The following is a 22640-nucleotide window of genomic DNA, read 5'->3' as shown; positions in this document are numbered from 1 at the left end:
CACTTGGCTCAGCGGTGAATTGAAGAGAATACATCGAAGAGGAATAAGTTTGACGGAAACATTGGTTTATTTGTTTGTTAGCATAAGCATGACATCTCAATTGATTGATAGGTTTAGCAAATTGGAGGTGCCCACATTTGTGCTTTGATTATGGACTTACATATTCCTTCTAAGAATCTACTTTTTCCTCATACTTCTCCATAAATTCTTCTAATGCTTGAGCCATTAAATCAGTTCCTGAATACATCGGATACTTCTTTTTGAACTTGCCCCACCGTTCCCATAATTCTACATACACGCTAATACCAGTAGTTTTCTTCAATCCCGCAAACTGCGGTAAGAATAAGTTTTGCTTTGCCTTAACAAGATCTTGTTTATTCTTATAAAGTTCTTTCACAAAGATTAATTCATCACTTGTTAATACAAGATTTTCTGTCTCAGCAGAAAATTGTTGTTTGTTAACAATTTTATTCCTTTTAACAACACCTTGTTTTTGTTTAACATTCTGCTTTTTATTATTTTGTTTATCTAAAACAGAAACTTGTTGTAGTTTATCCCTCATTTTAAATGCTACATAATTTTTACCATCTACCGTTATACCAAGTTCATTTGCATTTTTCTTTAACAACGAATAGCTGAAATCAAATTCCTCCGATTTAAAATTATCTTCTAATCGGCCAGCCTTATCTTTTAGAGTTAACAAATGGTTGTTAAGTTTTGTTAATTGTTCGTCCAACGGTAAAACCTTAAAATCGTTCATTTTCAAAGGAAAGTCTACCACCTTTACTGTTAATATTTAACTAATAATTGTTAAATTCTATAATTAATGAGAACTATCCTTCTGCCAACTATAATATTCCTAAGATAAGTTCTTTCAACTCCAAAACAACGTACCCACAAAAAATACCTTATCTACCTAATCGCTATTCCCTAAAATAAAACTAGAGTCGTATAATATGAATACCTATTTTTCGCAATATACTCATCGAAAAGTACTAACTTAACGTATAAAGACCAAACACATACTATTATTCTTTTACAAGACTCTTACTACTGTAACTGCTAAAAAGCAAAGTTAAAAACACTTACCTTACAAATGAAATCTATTTTAATAATAATAATACTCATAATAAGCTTTTTAGCGCTAAGATTGATGTCATTGAAATATCAATCTCCAATACTGACTTCAGCTAAGGTCTAACTAGCTTACTTTCTAAATATTCAATTCCTGTAAAAATCCATATTAATTTTAAATCGCATATTTACATAGGTCTCTCTATTAAATAATCCATCCAATCACGGTCCGTAAATAATAAACCCTTAGATTACCCAGTAGCCTTGTTTTAAGGTCCTCGCCCAGCAAGCTGGCCTGTGGAACGCCTCCCGCTGTGGGCTTTGTTCCCTAGCAATATAAACAGCCTAATATTAATTAAAACAAATCAAGATCTCTTTCTATGAGGCAAAGTAAAAAATAGGAAACTAGAAATATGTATTGGCAGAGTGGAGTATTTATTTAACCAGTACCCGTTAATGATTCGCTCATGGTCAGTTGTTCATTAATTATCTGTTCAAAATGAAGCTTTCTAAGTTTCTCTAGAAGTACTTCATATCCTGCGACATGTTCCATCAAATCGATTTGTTCTTCGACCAACGCGCGGATTCCGAACGCAAAACGTGCGCCAAGATCTTTTTTCAGCCAAATGATGTACGCTATGTATAAATCAACGGTTGTCCAGCCTGTTTTTGCATTACGGCCTTTGCCGCTAGTTGTTTTCAATAGTTTTTTTGATTGCTTTAGCAGCTTGTTTAAAGAACTGTTTGCAATACCGATTTCATTGCACAGCTCTTTTTGGGTACGCCAAATAAACGGCTCAGAAACTTGTTTTTTTGCCGTAATCCACTCCGTGATGTCTGCTTCCCATTCTTCTAAATGGCTGCGTTCACGGTCTTTGCGCGCTTTTTTATGCTTGTACCAAGCCGTATGGCCAAAAGATACTTTAATATCTTTGTGATGGGGCGCGTATAGTTCTATAAGTTGTTCAACATATTCCTTTTTCGGTCCGTGGTACCGCCCGGAATATGCTGATTCAACGATTGTATTCAAGTCTTTTACTGGCAGGGGTGTGCGTAAGCGTGAGTTAAACTGATCCAGTAAATCAAATGTATAGCTTTGGTCACGCGCGTCTTGATAGCACACTAAAGCAAGCGTAAACAAATAGTTGTTACGCCCGATTTGTCCTTTTTCACCCCTTACATCCGTTGTTTGAAGCAGCTGGTGAAACCAATCTGTGTTCAATAGAGAAGGACTGTTTGTTTTTTGCGGTACTACATAAAGCTGACGTCCTCTGTCAGCATCTTTGCGCTGGGACCATGCGATTAACGTGGCCGGATCATAGATAGCATATTCGTTAAACCACTTCACATTGCGGTTATTGGGCATACGGAAAAAACCGAAGTCGTTACAGTACATATCTGCTTCGACACTCGCTAAACTGCGTTTTAAGTTTTCTGCAATGCGTTTTGCTACTTTCAAACTGCGAAACTGGTTTTTATTTGATATAAAAATCGGCGTTTTCATAGCAAAATACACCTGGTAGCCCCTCTCCGATTCTAATATGAGGGTAGGTTCGCCTATACTTTCATCAATGCATGCCAATTGAATATCGTTAAGGCTGTATTCCTTTGTATCAATATCGACTACGAATGCGTTGATTTGCTGCAGGTTTTCCTCTTCAAAGCCTTTAATTGTCTGGCGTTTGTCATCGGCATAGTAGTAGCGGCGATATACATTTGGAGTGAAGTGCGAAATTAGATTTGCCTGTTTGATGAGCGTTTCATTTGATGTGATGATATAACCTTTTACACCATTCTCAAAATGGCTTTTATTGCGTACAGCAAAAACAGCCCCCTTTTTGTGGAGCTTGTCCAGCTGCTTTGCTCTGTACTGCAAATCCAGGGGTGCATCAGAATATTTTGGATGATAAGTTAGAAGACCTTCATGCATGATTGTTTCGATGATTTTTGCTAGTGTATCTTGTTTGGTTGCATACGAAAAAATAGCCATTTGCGCAGACCTCTCCCTTGAATAATTAGGTAAGTGAACGCAAATAGCTAAAATTCGTTGATAAACCTCTGAAAGAGGTAATGAGGTTGATACATAGAGTTGAGAGCTAATAACATAATAGCTCTGATCAATCGCTTTCCTTTCAAATAGGTGGGCTCCATAGCCATCCTTAAAAAAGAAGCCTAAAAAAGAATACACAAAACCACTTTTCAATATAACAATATTGAAAATCAGGTCTAAATTTGCTATAATAAACATAATATTGAATTACTTAATTGTGTGTTACCAGCACACGATTATATTATAGCAACAAGATAAGCGATCTATTGATGACGCTACTTTATTTTGTTGTAGATTAATGACGATAGGTTAGTTATTTGCGAACACTTACTTATTTAGTTGTTAATCGTGTGAAAGTCATTCCTTGTCCGGCCAAAGACATTGGGGAATGGCTTTTTTGTTTTGTCTTTATGTTCTGTTATTTGCATTATAACTATGGGAAAACCTAGATGCAATAGGCTTTTTCGGGGTTTTTAAAGGTTTGTAGACTGGTATACCTATCTACAAGTAGATGAGTATATTTGTATACTTCTCTACTTGTAGATAGGTAGATCTGTAGACTTTTATATATGGTTTAGTTGTTGATTTACCAAGGTTTGTAGAAGCAGTGTAGACTGGTAGATTTGTATATATATATACTGGTATACTCATCTACATGTAGATGAGTATACCAGTAGACTTTTTTTATTTTAAAATTTTTTTATCAAATTCAAAAACACTTACTTTTGACGTTTAAGTAAGTGTTTTAGAAATTATAATTCTTCTTTTTTACGAAGGACATTTAAAAGGATATCGTATGTTTTCTTTTCATCTTTTAGGAGTTGATGATTAACATATTCATCAATCAGAATATCTACTAATACATCAACCGTTTCTGCCTTGCCCATTTGTACAAGTGCATTAAGTTTACTTCTAGTTATTTTTTCTACCCGGACCGTTGTCGTGCTTTGTTTTGTCTTTTTCGGTTTTTCTTCTTTTATTACTTTTAATGGTTCAGGTTCAACCGAACTCACATTTGTTTCATTTGTCTCCACATCACTAAGAGAAAACTCTTGGGCAGGGGTAATTTTAGGCCCACGATCTAATAATTTTTTCTTTTTGTTATTTAGTAAGTTGCTCAACACCAGTCACCTCCGATAACTCAGACTCCAGACGCTGTATAAATTCCCCAGCGATAATTCCATAACTTTTATGGACTTTGCGATCATGCATATCTTCATTCGTAATTCCCGTTATATCAAAACGTTTTAAACGTTCCATATTGTTTACTACGTTTTCAAATAAGTTTTCAGGTCCAAAAATTTCACGGGCATTTTCCAATGTTGCCAAATCGACAGCTGCACCGTTTTTAAGAAGAACAGGTAAAATCCCGATAATATCCAAGTTCGCACCGTATTCATCAATTAATGATTGTAAGTAACCCGTAAATACTTCGGCACCTTGCAGACTTCTTTCTTGTGTTTGCAGTACGACAACGACAAAATCCGAAGCATATAGTGCTGCATCCGTAATTACCGAAATCGTTGGTGGTACGTCAATGAAAATGAAATCATAATCCTTTTTCAATGGCTCAATTAACGAAGCGAAATATTTAACCCGTGAGCTCGTGTCTGACGGGAATTTCTTTTCAAGATATCGTGGGTACAAAGCAAAATCACTAAAGCTCGGTAATAGATACAAATTTTCTTTAACCTCTGTTACAATTTGCCCCAAATCTTCCTCTTGAATCGCTGCCATCAATGTTTTATTAAATGTTACGATTTCATCGGTAACTGAAGCTTTTGTTTTTAAGAACAATGTCGTCGCATTTGCCTGAGGATCCTGGTCACACAAAAGCACCTTGTAACCCATTTCAGATAATGCATAGGCAATCATTGTACTATTTGTTGTCTTTCCAGTACCCCCTTTGAAATTACCGAACGTTACTATGATTGCTTCTTCTCTTTTTTCCATTTCTGTTACCTCCCTTATTTTAAAAACATAATTTTAGTTAAATGTAGATTTGTAGACATGTAGATAAGTAGATTATAGCAAACATTTCATAGCAAAAGAAATAAATTATTGTTTTAGAGGGATTATTTTAGTGAGTTGGAGGGCTTTTAATTGTATATTTGTAGACGTGTCTACTTGTAGATAGGTCTATAAGTAGATTTAATGTGAGTGTATCTATTCCCAATAGTGTCATAGGCTCAGCTTTAGCTTATAAACCAAATAACCTAATATTTCTTTGGGTAATTGAAACTATTTTAATAAAACTTCAGTATAATAAAAGAGAGTAATTTTTAGGGGGAATTAATGATGGGCTACCAGTCCGAAGCTCAATTAGAAGATAATTTACATAAACAATTAACAAATCAAAGCTACCAGCCTGTATACTTACCGGATTATGAGGCTGTAAAAGATAATTTCCGTAGACAATTGAATACATTCAATGAACATAAATTAAATGGCCAACCGCTGACTGACTCCGAATTTCGTCGTATTTTAACGGAAATCGAGGATAAAAGCATTTATGAATCAGCCAAAATCTTACGTGATAAGCTTCCGATTGAACGTGAAGATGGCAAAATTTTATACGTAGAATTATTCAATACGAAAGAATGGTGTAAAAACCTTTTTCAAGTTACAACCCAAACAACAATGGAGGGAAAGTATAAAAATCGTTATGATATCACCATCTTGATTAATGGCTTACCTCTTGTCCAAATTGAGTTGAAGCGACGTGGATTAGATTTTAAAGAAGCGTTTAATCAAATTCAGCGTTATCGCCGGCATACATTTACAGGTCTTTACCGTTTCCTGCAAATCTTTGTGGTTAGTAATGGCGTTGATACAAAATACTTCTCCAACTCTGATTATGATATACAGTTTGGCTTTACGTTCTTCTGGACAACTGAAGCAAATGAATTAATCACGACACTGCAGGAGTTCACAAGTACGTTCTTACAGCCATGCCATTTAGCAAAGATGATTAGCCGTTATATGGTTATTAATGATACAGATAAAGCATTGATGGTCATGCGTCCATACCAGGTATATGCAGTCGAAGCATTAGTAACACGGGCAACTGAAACGAATAATAACGGCTATATCTGGCACACAACAGGTTCAGGGAAAACATTAACTTCCTTTAAAGCCGGTCAGATCCTTTCTAATGAGGATGGCATTAAAAAAGTATTTTTCTTAGTTGACAGACAGGACCTAGACAGCCAGACAATTCAGGAATTTAATAAGTTCCAAAAAGGGGCTGTAGACCGAACAGATGATACGTCTATTTTAATTGATCAAATTAAAGACCCAATGAAAAGATTCATCGTCACAACAATCCAAAAAATGAATAATGCGGTGAAAAGTGAAAAATATGCTTCGATTATGGAGCCATATAAACAAGAGCATGTTGTCTTTATTATCGACGAATGCCACCGCAGCCAGTTCGGGGATATGCGTAAAGAAATCAATCAGCATTTCCAAAATGCACAGTATTTCGGTTTTACTGGTACCCCACGTTTTAAAGAAAATAAGAGCCAGGACGGACGCACAACTGCCGACCTGTTTGAAAAGTGCTTACATCATTATTTAATTAAAGATGCTATTCGTGACGAAAACGTACTTGGTTTCTCAGTGGAATATATTAGTACGGTGAAATCGAAAATTGATGAAAATAATAAAAATAAAGTATATGCGATTGATACAGAAGAAGTTTGGCATAATGAAGAACGTTTAAATAACGTGGCCGATCATATTCTGGACAACCATTTACGCCGGTCAAAAAGCAAAGGTTACTGTGCCATGTTTACGGTCGATTCGATTCCAACGCTCATTAAGTATTATGATATTTTCAAATCCAAAGACCACAACCTGAAGATTGCTGGTATTTATACTTACGGGCAAAACGAGGACAGTGATGGCACAGAAGAGCATTCACGTGAAGCATTAGATCGCATGATTAAAGATTATAATGGCTATTTTGAAACGGATTACTCGACAGATACGTGGGACCGTTATTTCTCCGATGTTTCCAAGCGTGTTAAAAATGCGCAGATCGATATTTTAATTGTGGTGAAAATGTTCTTAACCGGATTTGACAGTAAACCATTAAATACGCTATATGTCGATAAAAACATGGTATATCATGATTTGCTACAAGCTTATAGCCGTACAAACCGTGTAGAAAAAGCAACAAAACCATACGGGAATATAGTGTGTTACCGTAACCTAAAAGAAAACACTGATGCGGCAATTCGTTTATTCTCACGAACGGATAATGTCGATACGGTACTGATGAAAAGTAAAACTGAGTATTTAGGTGCTTTTCTAACCGCTATTTCTAACTTGAGATCACTCGCAGCTACTCCTGCAGAAGTGGACCTGTTAGAAAGTGAAGAAAAAAAGCATGAGTTCATCATGGCATTTAAGAATGTCACGAAGTTCCTGCAAAAATTGCAGTCATTCTCTGATTTTGAATTTGATGAGAATGTGCTTTCCATTTCCGAACAAACATATGAAGATTTCAAAAGCAAGTATTTTAAAGTGTACGACGAGTATAAACGTAGCGAATTACCAAAAGAATCGATTCTTCATGATGTGGACTTTGAATTAGAGCTCATGCACACAGATACGATTAATGTTGGCTATATTTTAAATTTAATTGCTAATTTAAATCTGGAAGATCCAAATGAACTTGATAAAGAAATTCGTTTCATTGAACAAGAGCTAGATCACGGAACAGATCCTAAATTACGTTTAAAAGCGGAACTGATTAAAGATTTCCTAAACAAAGTAGCACCGACACTACCTAAAGATGTTTCTGTCATTGATGCTTTCCATCGTTATGAAGAAGAAGTAAGTGAAAATGAACTTGTGGCATTTGCAGAAGTAAATGGAATAGAAAATACTGTATTACGTGAACAATTGGCAACATATGAGTATTCCAATTACATTGAAAAGCAAACGATTATGGACGCATTATCAGGTAGTTTCTTAAAAAAATCGCGTGCAATCAAAGTTATTACTTCATTCATTCGTGATTTCACAGAAAAATATGGGGCATAAACCAGCAAAGAGAGCTTTCCAAAAGCTCTCTTTTGTTATTTTTAAAAATAACTAAGGAATTTTAAGTTGTGTATTGATATTTTTAAATATATCAGTTATATTTAATTTAAATTAATGATATTTTTAAAAATAACAAGTGTGGTGATGGAATGAGATTAGAACAAATTGCAGAATTTACACAAGGAGCTTTTGCTACTCGTTTAGAATCTTCTGCGAACAATGTACAAACCGTAAAGGTAAAGCCACTTTCATTAAAAGAATTTAATGAAACATTAGGAATTAGTTATCGTTTTTCAAATGAAAAAAGTTTAGACATTACCATGGCTAAAGAAAAGTTAGATGCTCAACTTCTAACCGACACAACTAGCTTAGTGCTACATACACAGGCTAAAAAGGTTGCTTTGCTTCCAGAGAAATACAGTGGTCTTTTGCTTACAAATAACTTTTTGAAAATACGATTGCATGAAACCGTCGATTTAGCCTTTTTCGAGTGGTATTTCAATGAACATCCAGACATTCATAAGCAGCTCTCTGTGATGAGCGAAGGCAGTTCAGTCACATTACTAAAGCTTTCCCATTTAAAAGAGCTTGGGATTGAGCTACCAACTTTAGAAAAGCAGAAAATAATTGGACGCATTGCTCAGCTAAAAAGAAGAAAAGAAGTACTGCAGCTAGAGCGGATTGAATTGCAACACCAGCTTATACAGCAACAGTTAATTAAAAGTATGAAATAACGGAGGAATATAGATGACAACAAGTGAAAAGCAACGCCAGCAACAAGCTGAGCTCCACAAAAAATTATGGGCGATGGCAAACGATTTACGTGGCCAGATGGATGCAAGTGAATTTAAGGATTATATTTTAGGCTTAATTTTCTATCGCTACTTATCAGAAAAAGTAGAGGCACGTGCTGATGCATTGTTGAAAGAAGATAACATATCGTATGCAGATGCTTGGGCAAACGAAGAGTACCGTGAAGATTTAGCGGACTACCTAATCGATGAATTAGGCTATGTTGTAGAACCTGAATACCTCTTCTCCCACTTTCTACAAGAAATCGAAAAAGGTGAGAACGGCAGCTTTGACATTGAAATGTTGGCGAATGGGATTAAAGCCATTGAATCTTCTACTTTAGGAAACGACAGCCAAGAAGACTTTGAAAATTTATTCGACGATATGGATTTAAATTCATCACGTTTAGGACGTGCTGTAAAAGACCGTACAACTTTAATTAGTAAAGTTATCATGAAAATTGCAGAAATTCCGTTTTTACAAGATGATGTAGAGATTGATGTCTTAGGCGATGCCTATGAATACATGATTTCACAGTTCGCAGCGAATGCTGGGAAAAAAGCAGGGGAGTTCTACACGCCACAACAAGTATCAAAAATCTTAGCGAAAATCGTTACACAAGGAAAGTCTGAATTACGTAGCGTATATGACGGGACATGTGGATCAGGCTCTCTTCTATTACGTGTTGGTCGCGAAGCAAAAGTATTTAAGTATTACGGTCAAGAAAAAGTATCAACAACATACAACTTAGCGCGCATGAACATGCTACTGCACGACATTCCGTACCAACGTTTTGATATTAAAAATGATGATACACTAGAAGCACCGGCGCACTTAAATGAACGTTTTGAAGCGATTGTAGCAAATCCTCCGTATTCAGCAAAGTGGACTGCAGACGATAAGTTCAAAGAAGATGAGCGTTTTAGTGCGTATGCAAAACTGGCACCGAAATCAAAAGCAGATTTTGCGTTTATCCAACACTTTATCCACCATTTAGATGATAACGGTACGTTTGCAGTAGTTTTACCACACGGTGTTCTGTTCCGTGGTGCTGCTGAGTTAGCGATTCGTAAATATTTAATTGAAGATAAAAACTATTTAGATGCAGTCATTGGTCTCCCAGCAAATATTTTCTATGGTACATCAATTCCGACATGTATTTTAGTATTCAAAAAATGCCGTAAGTATGATGATAATGTGTTATTTATCGATGCATCAAGTGATTATGAAAAAGGTAAGAACCAAAACCATTTATCAGACGAGCATGTAGATAAGATTATAGCTACTTATGCGAGCCGTGAAACGATTGAGAAGTATTCGTATGCAGCTACTTTGGAAGAAATTAAAGAGAACGACTATAACTTAAATATTCCTCGTTACGTGGATACATTTGAAGAGGAAGAAGTGATTGACCTGCAAGCTGTAGCGAAACGTTTAAAAGAGATTGACGCTGAGATTGCGGAAGTGGATCAGGAATTAGCGAAGTACTTTAAGGAATTAGGGGTGTAAAAATGCCTGTGCCAATTTTAAGATTCAAAGAGTTTAATGACGAGTGGAAAGTAACCTTACTTAGTGACTTAATGTCATTTAATAATGGTATAAATGCTGAAAAAAGCAGTTATGGACATGGTCGGAAATTTATCAATGTATTAGATATCTTAAATAATAATTCGATAAAATATAAAGATATTATCGGTTCTGTAGCCGTTTCAGAAAAAGTTGAACAGACAAATAAGGTTGAGTATGGTGACTTATTATTTTTACGTAGCTCTGAAACAAGAGATGATGTTGGAAAAAGTTCTGTATATTTAGACGAGGATAATTTCGCTTTATTTGGTGGTTTTGTGATTCGTGGGAAAAAACAAGCTGACTATTATCCCTACTTTTTAAAGTTAAATCTAGAATCCCCGACTGTACGTAATCAAATTGGTTCTAAATCTGGAGGCAGTACACGCTTTAATGTTAGTCAATCTATTTTAAACTCTATTGAAATTAGTATTCCTACTAAAAAGGAACAAGAAAAAATTGCCGATTTCATAAGTCGTTTCGACAGAAAAATCCAACTGCAACAAAAGAAAATTGATTTGCTGAAAGAGCAGAAAAAAGGGTTTATGCAGAAAATTTTCAGTCAGGAATTACGGTTTAGGGATGAGGATGGGCAGGAATTTCCAGAGTGGGTAGAAAAGAATTTATCTTCTTTAATTAAAGTCAATTCAGGTAGAGATTATAAACACTTGGGACAAGGGAATATCCCTGTTTATGGAACTGGTGGATATATGTTAAGTGTTGACCAATCGCTATCCGAAGCCGATTCAATCGGTATTGGAAGAAAAGGTACGATTGATGTACCGCAAATATTAAAAGCACCTTTTTGGACTGTAGATACACTTTTTTATTGCACACCTACCGAATCAAATAACCTCCAATTTGTTTATACTCTTTTCGAAATGATTAAATGGAAAAGTTTTGATGAATCTACAGGTGTCCCTAGTTTGTCAAAGAAAACAATCGAAAATATCGTAATACAGTTGCCTAATATCCAAGAACAAAAAAAAATAGGTACTTTTTTTGAAAGTCTAAATTTTAGAATCGATTACCAAGTTCAAAAACTCAAAGAAATGAATACACAAAAACAAGCCTTCATGCAACAAATGTTCATTTAGCTAATTTCAGCTAATCGAGTAGGAGGGAGTGATTAACTCCCGACCTCTCACACCACCGTACGTACGGATCCGTATACGGCGGTTCAATTAAGATGAATAACGCAAAGTTTCATAACGAACTTGCAGACTTTTCAGCCCTTGGCTTTCCCAATAGGAATTGCCGAGGGTTCTGTGTAATATGGGGCTTTTAGAAATGCGCCAGTACCCTTTTCGGGTGTTTCCCCATTCGTATGCTTTCCCATAAGGTACTTTTAAACGAATAAGATTTCTGACTCTTGTTCGGGGGTTCTTCCAATTCTTCCATAGACACATACGTAATCTTCGTTTAATCCATCCATCTAATGCTTTAAATATTGAAGGAGTATCCGCTAAAGCGAAATATCCACACCACCCTATCAGATATTGGTTCAACTTTTCAATTCGGTATTCTATGGAATAAGGCATCTTTCTTGAGGTAATTTCTCGTATTTTCTTCTTCATTCGTACGAGACTTAATTTCGCAATGCGAACTTTCGGTTCTTTATGATTCGTAAAACTAAAACCTAGGAATTTACGATTCCATGGACGGTCTACTGCTGATTTCTTTTCATTTACTTTTAAACGAAGTTTACCCTCGATGAATCGCTGTACACTTGCCATCACCCGTAATCCAGCACGTTCGGTTTTCACATAAATATTGCAATCATCTGCGTAGCGAACGAATTTATGTCCTCGTTTCTCTAGCTCTTTATCGAGTTCATCTAAGACGATATTAGAAAGTAGCGGACTTAAAGGACCACCTTGAGGGGTCCCTTCTTCTGTACTTGAAATTACTCCATTAATCATGACACCCGCTTGGAGATATTTACGAATAAGTTTTAATAACGGTTTATCTGAAATTCGTTTTGCTAATGTTCCCATTAGGCGGTCATGATTAACCTTATCAAAGAATTTCTCTAAATCCATATCAATTACCCATCGGTATCCCTCTTTTAAATAGCCTTTTGCCTTCCTCACCGCATCATGAGCACTCCGATTTGGACGGAATCCATAGCTGTGGTCCGAAAATGTTGGGTCATATTCTTTTGATAAAATCTGCGAGATGGCTTGCTGAATCAAACGGTCCGTCACGGTTGGTATTCCTAATAGACGCACACCGCCGTCTGGTTTCGGGATTTCGACACGACGGACTGGTTGCGGTTCGTAGGTACCATTCAAAATCTGCGATTTTATGGTTTCCCAATTTTCGAGGATGTGCTGTCGTAAGGTTTGTACGGGCATCATGTCTACTCCATGGCTTCCTTTATTCGCTTCTACTCGCTTTAATGCTTGTATCATGTTTTGCCGTTCCAAAATTTGATTCAACATCACCATTTTGTTCCTTTCCGTGAATAGCTGTTCTTCTCTTGCCCAACTGGACTACACCCTCCGCAAATACCCTCGTGGGATTCACCACTACTTTCTAAGCGTGAGGTTTCTCCTGTTTTCTGTGTTCATCCGTCCAGGTTGGAAAGCCAAGGGCTATTCTCTCTTAATTGTTCAGTCCTTCCAAGTAATTCTAGACTTACTTGTACTATGACCTCTGCTGACTTCTGACAGTTCAGCTACTTGTCACCAAGTAGGTTATGAAGGGTACTTCACATTCCTGTCAGACCTCCCCGGGTAAGCGTACGCACTTTCACACCATCTATCCGCCTCATTTACTAAATATGACCTTCGACAGAAGGGACTTTGTTTTGTTATGCAAACTCATCCAATCACACCTAGCCTTCTATGAGATTCGTGTTCCTCGGACCGGTGTTTTGCCTCCAGCTTCCTTCAGATTCCGCGTCACCACGGACACCCTTGCTCTTGGCTAACCTCTACTTCTGTCTTCGGGGTTCGGGACTTGCACCCTATAGTTCGTACGCATGCCGGGCGCACATAAAAGAGCGATTAGATTTATTCATCTAATCGCTTTAGTATAGATTTTTATGGTTTTAAGCTTTCATTAATACGAATTCATGATTTGTGCTTTTGGGAGAAGTTGCTAATTGTTCTCTTTTCGCCTGAACAAACTCCCAATAAGCCTGTTTAGACTTAGAACGTGCTTCTGCAGTTTTAGCTTTTTTTTGTTCTTTTACAAATTCTTCTGCGTTCCGTTCAACTGAATTAACAATAGCTTTTGAAATGTTCATGACCTTCCCACCCTTCTTTGTTATTAATATAACCTAAATACATCTGAATTACTAATATTATTTCTTATAATTTTTTATTTAAAAAGGAATTATCATTAATATTTACCCTTTTTTTTAAAGAGCTCAAACATTTTAGGCTCTTTAATTTCTTCTTTAGTAGCTATGATAAGTGGAGTATCATTGTTATTAATTAAAGTAAAACCATTTACTGATTTATATAGTTTGAAGAATGTCTCGGCTGATTCTTGATTCGTTTTTATTACTATTTCTGGATCAACAAACCTCCCTATTTCACCATCTTCACTTAAAAATCTCTCGGCAACTCTTTCTTGAGCTATTTCAACATCCGTATCTACGAATAATATATGTATTTCATATTCTGTTTGTTTTAAACGATCAATTAAATCATTATATTTATCGTATTTACTCATGGTACCGTCGTAAATAAAACTACGTTTATTGTCTATGGAATAATTTATTAATGTTTTACTTAAATCAGAACTTTCTTCATGTACATAATCGCTGGCGTCTATCACTTCCATTTTTTTAAAAAGTTGATATTCCGGTATTTGCTCTTTAATATCATCCGAATCGATAAGGATAAAAGAACTTAAAAAAACCGGCAGAACAAATTTTTGTATAGCAGAACTTTTCCCCGCACCAGAGCCCCCGCCAAGTAAGATCGCTACTCTTTGTTCAGAAGTATATTTATCAATAATCTTTCTATGTAAATTTAATCGATCGGCATTATACCCTTCAATTCCATTGGAATATGCTTCCTTAGTATCAAATGGTTCTTTTACCGTTACCAAAGTACGATACAACCTTTCTAAATTTGTATGTTCTCTCTCGAAAAATAAAGAGAGATTAATATCGTTTAATACATTTCTAGGTATATCCTTACTAATTTTATTCTCTAAAAAAATTTTCAAATGTTCAGATTCCATCCATTTACTTCCATAATAACCTTTCATTTTTAGGTACATCTCATAAAAATTATTAGCCATTTCTACTTCTCCTATTCCACGAAATACATATCTAATAATCGATTAATAAGCTCCTAGCTTTAACCTTAAACTGTTAATACGCTTATAATTTTTCGACGTTAAATACACTTCTTATGATTTGGTTATTTTCTTTTTTGTTACCTTCATTTTAAGAAGAGTAACTATTTACCGATTGAGACAGTAGCAAATTACATTTTTTATTGTAAATTTAAAAATTAACTTAATGTTAAAAATAAACAATTGTTGAGAGTTTAGCAAGCCACTTTTAATATTTTAAATAAATGCAGTTATAAATACTCATCCACATCACTGTTCTTTAAATTAATATAATGTTCCATGATCGTCTGATGTGATTTATGGCCAGACTGCTTTGCGATGGTCGGAATATCAGCACCTTTCTGATACATAGCCGTAATCTGAGTTTTACGGAAAGTATAAGGTGCAAAGCCTAACCAACTTTGAATGGCTTGATTATAGCTCACTTCACTAATTTGACGGTTTGTATAGTTACCCCATTTATCGGCTGCACCAACAAAATAATCTTCGGAAACCAATTCACAAGCAGCTATATAGTTTCTAACCGCCTGCACGCACTCGAGCGTCAGGCGTTTTTCTTTCATGTCACCTTGTTTCACCATCATCACCTGGACCGTACGATTTTCTAAATCAAAGTCACTCACTTTGAGACGCACCATTTCAGAAGGGCGATTGGCAGTGATTAAATTTACAAGACAAATCGCACGCTTACGGATATCGCTTTTTTTCCCCGTATCGTAGCGATCGATTAAACGTAGCACATCCGTTTGTTTCTCGGCACGAATACCACGCATCGATTTTAAGCGCAGATAATCTTCTTCATTATAGAGTGACCGTAGCATTTTCACACCTGACTCTTGCTCATTCGTCATCTGCAATCCATATTGATTAACTAGCCAGTATTTCACTCCAGCAAATCTGCGGTTGAATGTTGAAAGGCGTGCATGTTGCTGCGTAATGAGTTCGTGTAAATACAGTTCAAGCGAGTCAAAATTTATTGCTAAAAAATGCTGCTCACAGAACGCCTGAAATAAATTGAAATCTGGTTTGTACATGTCGAGCTTCTTCTTTTTCATTGCCTGAATCGTTTCATCTTTCTGTTGCTGCATCTTATATTGCTGCAAAGAAAACAGAGTTTCTTCCATTATATATACCTCCCAATTCCATTCCGTTCTTTTTTCTATATTTCTTTTCTAATCTATTCTTTTCTATTTCACCCTAATCTAGTTTGAATTTCTCCAACACAAATTTCTACTTTTGCTAAGTCGATTTTCAAAAGTGTATGTTGGTCAAAATTTGATCCGAGATTACAGAGGATTTCAAGGGAACATACGTTTCTTTTAATATACCATAATCAACCTTAAACAAGCATTGTTTTTTAAGGTGGATAAAATCTTTTTATCCATCATAAATGGAATACGAACATATAGTTTTAATAAATAGAAAAAGCCCTCCCCTATAAAATGACCTACAGAATCGTATGCCATTTCAGTATAGAGGAGGCTGGTATAGTACTTGTCAATGGATGGCAAAGTTGGGGGGCAGTAATCACTTTAACGAGCCTACTACTAAATTATGGGTGTATTTTTTTTAGAATTGATTATTGCGGAGCAAAAAGACCACCAGTGCGGAACTTTAAGCCACTCAATGCGGACAATTGAGCCACCGAATGCGGAAACTTTGAGCCACTTACATATATTCCCTTAAACCTCCTGTATAATGAAGGAGCATACCAACAGGTATGACACTTCAGAACAGGAGGATTTTTTATGATTGATTACCGAAAGATATTAGCTCTTTCCTTCGACCAAATTAGCCAACGTACAATTAGCGCTAGTACCGGACACGCTCGCAATACCGTATCCGATGTCATCCAACGTGCCGCAAAGCTAAACGTCACCTCATTGAACGATACGATGACAAATGTGTGGCTTGAAGAGTATCTCTACCCAGAGAAACAGCCAATTGAAAAAGGTTACTGTCCAGTGGATTGGGAGTATGTACACAAGGAGCTGCAGAAAAAGCACGTCACGCTTAAATTGTTACATCATGAGTACGCAATAGCCGCAAAGGAGGCTAAAAAAATCCCTTATGCTTATCGTACATTCGCTGAAAAGTACGGTCATTATGCGCGAAAATTTAAATTAACCATGCCTTTAAAACGCAAACCAGGTGAAATTTTGGAAGTAGATTGGGCAGGCGCAACGCTTTCAATTCAAGATCGTGCAACAGGAGAGGACTTAACTGCCTATGTTTTTGTGGCTGCCTTACCTTACAGCCAAATGATGTATGTAGAAGCGTTTCTAGATATGACATCCGCCAACTGGTTGACAGCACATATCCACGCCTTTGATTACTTTGGAGGGGTTACAGAGACACTTGTGCCAGATAATTTAAAAACAGGTGTGATTAAAGCAAAGCGCGAAGAATCAGTTCTAAATGAAGCTTATCGTGAGCTGGCTGATCATTATCGCACGGTCATTGTGCCAAGTCGCGTACAAAAGCCAAAAGATAAACCAAGTGCCGAAGGTAGTGTGGGACATGCCTCACGGCAAATTATCGCTGCTTTACGCAACATACAGTGTTTTCACATCAATGAACTGAATCAACATATCGTTGAAAAACTTGAAGAAATCAACACCACCGATTTTCAAAAACGTCCTGGAACACGAAAAAGCGTATTTGAGGAAGAAGAGAAAAGCACTCTCCAACAACTTCCTCCAACACGCTTTAAGATGACGGAATGGAAAACCGCCAAGGTTCAACTGAACTACCACATCCAAGTTGAACGCATGTATTATTCCGTCCCTTACGAATACGCCCGTGAATCGGTAGATATTCGCTTAACAACAGATCTAATTGAAGTGTACTTTAAAGAAACTAGAATTGCATCCCATAAACGATTAAAAGGCAACGTTGGACAATATTCCACAAACATCGACCATATGCCTGACCATCATCGTTCATATGTGGAGCATAATCCAGAAAACAGCTCAAAATGGGCAGCAACCATCGGTCCATGTACAGAAAAGTATGTCGCGTATATTTTAGAAAATCATGTAGAGAAAAAGGCACTTCAAATTTTAAATACGCTACAAAATCTCACGAAAAAATACGCAGTTGAAGAACTTGAACAAGCGATTTTACTACGTTGCTTGAAATCTCATCTAACCCATCCAATACGGTTTTAAAGGGACTATTAGAAAGAACCAAACAAACGTCTAAAGCCAAAAATAAACCCAAAAAATCAACTACAGCTTCAACCGAAAATCATGGTTTTACACGTGGAGCTGCTTACTTTGGGAGGGAGAAAAAATGAGTAAACAAGAAACGTTACGTAAGCTTTCAGAAATGGGCTTAAGCGCAATGGCCGAACTTTATCAAGAAATGAGTCGAAATCAGTCTTATCGTGAGATGGACTTTGATGAACTTTTCAGTCTCTTAACGGATACCGAATACGATCGCCGCAAATCCAACAAACTTGCTCGTTTAATTAAACAAGCAACATTCAATGAGCCATCGGCTGCCATTGAAGATATTGAATACCACTCAGATCGCCATTTAGATAAAAAACTCATCTTAGAACTAGCCACAGGAAACTATATTCAAAATCACCACAATATCATTTTAATGGGCGCTTCAGGCAACGGAAAAAGCTATATAGCGAATGCATTCGGCATTCATGCCTGCCGTCAATTCCATAAAGTAAAATATATTCGCCTACCTGAGCTACTTGATGAATTAGCTGTAGCTAAATATGAAGCAGATGGCAGCTATCGAAAGCTCATTCAACACTATAAAAAAATCGATTTATTAATCATTGATGAATGGCTCTTAACAGAACTCACAGAAGAACAAGTTTTAAATGTCTTTGAAATCGTAGAAGCCCGTCTAAAACGATCTTCTGTTCTCAATTTGCGCCGGAAGGCTGGTACGACAAACTTGGCCATGCCCAAATCGCAGATGCCATTTTAGACCGCATCGTCCATGATTCCTACCACATTTTAATTGATGGCGAAGTATCGATGCGCGAACGTCATGGACTAAAGCCCATCAAGCGCTAGTCCTCCATAGCATGAAAGAGGGAAACAAATCACTACTAGTAGTGGTTGTTTCCCTCTTATTTTTAACGAGTGGCTTAATCGTCCGCACTCGGTGGCTCAAAACTCCGCATTCACTGGTATAAAGTTCCGCACTGCTGGCTTAAACGCTCCGCAGTATTCAACTGGCTCCTTAATTCGGCTAGACTATAAAGCCGTTTTAAAACTTCGTATGATTCTACTGTTAAAAGATGAGTATCGTGTAAAAGGATTAAAGCAGCTTCTACGAATTAATGAAGATGGCCATATCATCAAAACAAGAACGGCATCAGCTACTGAAGTTAGTATACCGGAAGATGTTGAATATAGACTCAATGCTATGAGCCAAGCTCTGGAGCAAATTATGAAAACGGGATTATTTGTAATGGTGCCAAACAAAGAAACAGAGCAAATGCAGCTCACTTTGAACCAGGACTTCTTAATCCAAGAAATCAAAGCCCTTCCTACCGAAACTTCATCAGAATTTGAGGCAATCCAAACAATCACGAAAAAACTTGAACATGAAAACACCGAGTTGAAGAAAAAAGTGGAGGAAATAGTTGCATCCAATAAAGAGGATATTGCAATTCGGATTAGAGAAAAATCGATCGAACAAACCGTGCTCAACCGTTTGCAAAATGAGGAAATTCAGCAGTATACGAAACAAAAAAAGATTTCATTTTTCAAAAAACTTTTCAATTCAACGCAATTAGAAATCGATAAAAAGCTCTATATCACGGCTTATGTTGAAGAAAATTACTCCAATCAACTTTCTATTGCGCTTCATGAGTATCATAAGCAGGCTTTAGAATAAAATTTAAGCGTTAAAGATATATTAATAATAAATGCGTACCAGTTAACATTTGCTGGTACGCATTTTTTACACTAAATAAACTAATTTCATTTTTCCAGCCTAATTCCACTACTATATTAATGCCAAGTCTGATTTAAATTATCATTTCTTGATGTTATAATTGCTTTTCAATTTGTAGAGCTGCTTCTTTAATTTTAATTATTAAATCCTCTTCTTCATAATCATTATATCTTGCTTCTGGGATTACAATCGTAAGTGATGCCATTATTGAACGGGAATCATTAAGAACGGGTGCAGTTACAGAACAAGCTCCCTTTACTCGCTCACTCTTACTTTTCCCAAAACCATTCATTCTAATTTCTTTAATTTGTTGACGAAGTGTTTCTTTAGATAAAATTGTATACTCCGTAATTGGATTTAAATCAATGCTTTCAATATATTTATCTCTATCAGGCATAAAAGCTAGTAGAGTTTTTGATGAAGCACCTGCATATAAAGGCGCCGTATCACCTACTAACATTCGTGAAGAAAGCGCTTGTGGAGAATCGTAATTTAAAATACATCTTCTTTCATAAGCATCTATAACATTTAAAGATATACTTTCTCCTAACTCTACATTTAATTTTTTCAATATGGGCTCTGAGATGGCTATTAAGTTAGACTCTTGTTTAACTAAATTGCCTAAATACAATAAAGAATAACCGAGCTGATATCTCTTTGTTTTTTCATTTTTGATTAAGAACCCCTCATATACAAATGTTGCTACGAAACGTTGTAAACTAGATACTGAAATACCTGTTTTTTTACTTAATTCAGTTAAAGATAATGAAGGTTCATCATTAGAAAACGCTTTAAGTACTTTAATTGCTTTGTGTAAAGAAGAGATTGTGTAATTTTTTTCGAATGTTTCCTTATCCAAATTAGTCACCTGCTTAATGAGAAATATATTTATTATATCGTCTTTCCCTTTAAAATAGCGACGGATTTATCATTTTCCCCCAATAAAGGAGGTGCAGTTTTATACTGGATATTCAACTCTGAAAATTGTAAGGGATTTTTTATAAATTTAATTTTCCCATACGCTTCATGCTCGATTTCTCCCACTAAATCACGTGCTTTGACTTGAGGCTGTTCTATCGCTTCCTCAATTGTATTAACACGCCCAACAGGAATTTTATATTCCTGCAGAAGGGGAATCCATTCATCCCGATTTTTCATAATAATGATTTCATTAATCATATCCGCTAATTGGTTTTCATTTTCTTTCCTTAGCATATTCGTTTTGAATCGCCCATCATATATCCATTCTTCTCTTCCTAATAATTTACATAATTTAGCGAATTGTGAATCGCTGCCGGCACAAATCATTAATAAGCCATCTTTACAATTAAATACTTGATAAGGCGCTACATTGTTATGTTGATTTCCGAGCCTTTTGGAAACAAACCCTGTATTTAAATATGCGCTCGATATATTGGCGAGGCTACTTATTTGTACGTCTAATAACGCTAAATCAATAAATTGTCCTTTATTTGTTTGATCTCTCAAACGAAGAGCAGCTAATACTCCCATCACTATATAGTGGGATGTTAAGATATCAGCAATTGGTATACCTACTCTAGTCGGTTCCCCATCTGCTGTTCCCGTGACATCCATTAGCCCACTCATAGCCTGAATTACAGGGTCAAACCCAGGTTCATGTGCTAGAGGTCCTGTTTGCCCAAAACCTGTGACGGCTACATGGATAAGACGTGGGTTAATTTTTTTTATTTCGTCATAATTTAGCCCCATTTTTTCCATATCACCTGTTTTAAAATTCTCTAATAATATATCTGCTTCTTTTACAAGTTCTTTAAAATGTTCAGCCCCTGCTTCTGTTTTCAAATCCAATGTGATAGATTTCTTATTGCGATTTGCACATAAATAATAAGTGCTCTGTCCATTTATAAAAGGACCCCAGTCACGCATACTATCTGAGCCTTCAGGATGTTCAATACGAGTTACTTCAGCTCCTAAATCAGCTAGTATCATTGAACCAGCAGGTGCCGCTAAAACCCGAGATAAATCTAATACTTTGATATCTTCAAGTGGTTGCAAATAAAATACCCCCTAGTTGTAATTAGGTTTTCGCTTTTCAGTAAGAGCTGTCACACTTTCTTTGAAGTCAGGAAGCTCCGTGACTATTGCCATTTGTGATGAAATATAGTCGAGAGAAGTGCGTAAATCCATACGCTGGCTTTGGTATACTGCCCGTTTAATAAAACGTAAAGCTGTTTGTGGGCGTTTAACAAGCTCTTGAGCATAATTCCATACATATTGATTAAGTTCTTCATCCTCAACTACATACGTTAAGAGCCCCAATTTTTTAGCTTCTTCTGCCTCATAAACATGCGCATTCCAAAACATATCTAATGCTCGATCAACACCCACTAGTTTCGGTAAATAGTAAGCGCCACCATCCCCCGGAACAATGGCTACATTAATATAGCTTTCCGAAACTTTTGTATTTTGTGCTGCTATTCGAATGTCACACATTAAGGCCATATCCAATCCTGCTCCCATTGCAAACCCATGGATTTGTGCAATAACTGGCTTATCTATTTCTTCAAGAAGCAACGGGACACGCTGGATTTTTTTCCATAAGGAGTTTTTTCGCGCTAAACCAGTTGAAGTAATATCCTCTTCACTTTTATAAAAACCTTCTCCCGCTTGCATTGCTTTAATATCTCCACCAGCACAAAATGCTTTTCCATTCCCTTTAACAATAAGAACCCGAATAGCATCATCATCTCTGACAGTTTCTAAAGCTGTAATCCATTTAGTAATCATATCTTCACTAAAAGCATTGTAAGCATTCGGACGATTCAATGTAATTGTTGCAATATGATTTGTTACTTCAAATAGTAAATCCCCCATA

At 36.3% G+C, this 22640-nt stretch carries 17 protein-coding genes and 1 pseudogene; 7 read left to right on the top strand and 11 right to left on the bottom strand.

The genetic code is table 11. The features are described 5' to 3' along the window. Positions 1-169: 169 nt before the first annotated feature. The 4 genes from MKX73_RS19515 to MKX73_RS19500 form a co-directional block, all read right to left on the bottom strand. Positions 170-766, bottom strand: a complete 597-nt coding sequence (locus tag MKX73_RS19515; protein WP_340719032.1) for a hypothetical protein — start codon at positions 764-766, stop codon at positions 170-172. Between the two features lie 747 nt (positions 767-1513). Next, on the bottom strand, positions 1514-3064 hold the full coding sequence (locus tag MKX73_RS19510; RefSeq protein ID WP_340719031.1) for a primase C-terminal domain-containing protein: 1551 nt from the start codon (positions 3062-3064) through the stop codon (positions 1514-1516). Between the two features lie 812 nt (positions 3065-3876). Beyond that, on the bottom strand, positions 3877-4245 hold the full coding sequence (locus MKX73_RS19505) for a DUF5388 domain-containing protein (protein ID WP_340719030.1): 369 nt from the start codon (positions 4243-4245) through the stop codon (positions 3877-3879). Further along, positions 4226-5077: an AAA family ATPase gene (locus MKX73_RS19500; protein WP_340719029.1), complete on the bottom strand. Its 852-nt coding sequence runs from the start codon at positions 5075-5077 to the stop codon at positions 4226-4228. The genes MKX73_RS19505 and MKX73_RS19500 overlap by 20 nt, the downstream gene beginning before the upstream one ends. Before the next feature lie 345 nt (positions 5078-5422). On the opposite strand from MKX73_RS19500, the gene MKX73_RS19495 reads away from it, so the two are divergent. The 4 genes from MKX73_RS19495 (at position 5423) to MKX73_RS19480 (ending at position 11631) form a co-directional block, all read left to right on the top strand. Beyond that, positions 5423-8176: a type I restriction endonuclease subunit R gene (locus MKX73_RS19495; RefSeq protein WP_340719040.1), complete on the top strand. Its 2754-nt coding sequence runs from the start codon at positions 5423-5425 to the stop codon at positions 8174-8176. 149 nt (positions 8177-8325) lie between these two features. Further along, on the top strand, positions 8326-8910 hold the full coding sequence (locus MKX73_RS19490; protein ID WP_340719028.1) for a restriction endonuclease subunit S: 585 nt from the start codon (positions 8326-8328) through the stop codon (positions 8908-8910). 13 nt (positions 8911-8923) lie between these two features. After that, positions 8924-10477, top strand: coding sequence for a type I restriction-modification system subunit M (locus MKX73_RS19485; RefSeq protein ID WP_340719027.1), 1554 nt, complete (start codon positions 8924-8926; stop codon positions 10475-10477). A gap of 2 nt (positions 10478-10479) precedes the next feature. Then, entirely contained in the window at positions 10480-11631 is a 1152-nt protein-coding gene (locus MKX73_RS19480) for a restriction endonuclease subunit S (RefSeq protein ID WP_340719026.1), read from the top strand. Between the two features lie 87 nt (positions 11632-11718). Here the strand turns inward: MKX73_RS19480 and ltrA are convergent, their stop codons facing one another. The 4 genes from ltrA to MKX73_RS19460 form a co-directional block, all read right to left on the bottom strand. Continuing rightward, positions 11719-12981: a group II intron reverse transcriptase/maturase gene (gene ltrA / locus MKX73_RS19475; RefSeq protein ID WP_340718832.1), complete on the bottom strand. Its 1263-nt coding sequence runs from the start codon at positions 12979-12981 to the stop codon at positions 11719-11721. Between the two features lie 608 nt (positions 12982-13589). Beyond that, positions 13590-13787, bottom strand: coding sequence for a hypothetical protein (locus MKX73_RS19470; RefSeq protein WP_340719025.1), 198 nt, complete (start codon positions 13785-13787; stop codon positions 13590-13592). A gap of 95 nt (positions 13788-13882) precedes the next feature. Continuing rightward, positions 13883-14794, bottom strand: a complete 912-nt coding sequence (locus tag MKX73_RS19465; protein ID WP_340719024.1) for a zeta toxin family protein — start codon at positions 14792-14794, stop codon at positions 13883-13885. A 287-nt stretch (positions 14795-15081) separates the two neighbouring features. Then, positions 15082-15975, bottom strand: a complete 894-nt coding sequence (locus MKX73_RS19460; protein WP_340719023.1) for a tyrosine-type recombinase/integrase — start codon at positions 15973-15975, stop codon at positions 15082-15084. A 624-nt stretch (positions 15976-16599) separates the two neighbouring features. On the opposite strand from MKX73_RS19460, the gene istA reads away from it, so the two are divergent. The 3 genes and pseudogenes from istA (at position 16600) to MKX73_RS19440 (ending at position 19723) form a co-directional block, all read left to right on the top strand. Further along, entirely contained in the window at positions 16600-18021 is a 1422-nt protein-coding gene (gene istA / locus MKX73_RS19455; RefSeq protein ID WP_340716955.1) for an IS21 family transposase, read from the top strand. A gap of 196 nt (positions 18022-18217) precedes the next feature. Continuing rightward, positions 18218-18894, top strand: a pseudogene (locus MKX73_RS19450) (ATP-binding protein). Between the two features lie 208 nt (positions 18895-19102). After that, complete coding sequence (locus tag MKX73_RS19440; RefSeq protein WP_340719022.1) at positions 19103-19723, top strand: hypothetical protein; 621 nt, start codon at positions 19103-19105, stop codon at positions 19721-19723. A gap of 154 nt (positions 19724-19877) precedes the next feature. On the opposite strand, the gene MKX73_RS19435 is transcribed toward MKX73_RS19440, so the two are convergent. The 3 genes from MKX73_RS19435 to MKX73_RS19425 are packed head-to-tail and all read right to left on the bottom strand — an operon-like array spanning position 19878 to position 22639. Beyond that, on the bottom strand, positions 19878-20642 hold the full coding sequence (locus MKX73_RS19435; protein WP_340719021.1) for an IclR family transcriptional regulator: 765 nt from the start codon (positions 20640-20642) through the stop codon (positions 19878-19880). A 32-nt stretch (positions 20643-20674) separates the two neighbouring features. After that, positions 20675-21820 (bottom strand): CaiB/BaiF CoA transferase family protein, encoded by a 1146-nt coding sequence (locus tag MKX73_RS19430; RefSeq protein WP_340719020.1) that lies wholly within the window; start codon positions 21818-21820, stop codon positions 20675-20677. A gap of 12 nt (positions 21821-21832) precedes the next feature. Next, positions 21833-22639: an enoyl-CoA hydratase/isomerase family protein gene (locus tag MKX73_RS19425; protein WP_340719019.1), complete on the bottom strand. Its 807-nt coding sequence runs from the start codon at positions 22637-22639 to the stop codon at positions 21833-21835. Between the last annotated feature and the right edge of the window lies 1 nt (position 22640).

The sequence above is a fragment of the Solibacillus sp. FSL W7-1436 genome, assembly GCF_038007305.1.
GTDB lineage: Bacteria > Bacillota > Bacilli > Bacillales_A > Planococcaceae > Solibacillus.
This window is presented reverse-complemented; position numbering and strand designations above follow the sequence as displayed.

Excerpts from the sequence above, each read along its gene's own strand:
- MKX73_RS19510 (WP_340719031.1), bottom strand. The coding sequence starts at position 3,064 with ATGGCTATTTTTTCGTATGCAACCAAACAAGATACACTAGCAAAAATC.
- MKX73_RS19500 (WP_340719029.1), bottom strand. The coding sequence starts at position 5,077 with ATGGAAAAAAGAGAAGAAGCAATCATAGTAACGTTCGGTAATTTCAAA.
- MKX73_RS19495 (WP_340719040.1), top strand. The coding sequence starts at position 5,423 with ATGGGCTACCAGTCCGAAGCTCAATTAGAAGATAATTTACATAAACAA.
- MKX73_RS19490 (WP_340719028.1), top strand. The coding sequence starts at position 8,326 with ATGAGATTAGAACAAATTGCAGAATTTACACAAGGAGCTTTTGCTACT.
- MKX73_RS19485 (WP_340719027.1), top strand. The coding sequence starts at position 8,924 with ATGACAACAAGTGAAAAGCAACGCCAGCAACAAGCTGAGCTCCACAAA.
- MKX73_RS19480 (WP_340719026.1), top strand. The coding sequence starts at position 10,480 with ATGCCTGTGCCAATTTTAAGATTCAAAGAGTTTAATGACGAGTGGAAA.
- MKX73_RS19470 (WP_340719025.1), bottom strand. The coding sequence starts at position 13,787 with ATGAACATTTCAAAAGCTATTGTTAATTCAGTTGAACGGAACGCAGAA.
- MKX73_RS19465 (WP_340719024.1), bottom strand. The coding sequence starts at position 14,794 with ATGGCTAATAATTTTTATGAGATGTACCTAAAAATGAAAGGTTATTAT.
- MKX73_RS19460 (WP_340719023.1), bottom strand. The coding sequence starts at position 15,975 with ATGGAAGAAACTCTGTTTTCTTTGCAGCAATATAAGATGCAGCAACAG.
- istA (WP_340716955.1), top strand. The coding sequence starts at position 16,600 with ATGATTGATTACCGAAAGATATTAGCTCTTTCCTTCGACCAAATTAGC.
- MKX73_RS19440 (WP_340719022.1), top strand. The coding sequence starts at position 19,103 with ATGATTCTACTGTTAAAAGATGAGTATCGTGTAAAAGGATTAAAGCAG.
- MKX73_RS19425 (WP_340719019.1), bottom strand. The coding sequence starts at position 22,639 with ATGGGGGATTTACTATTTGAAGTAACAAATCATATTGCAACAATTACA.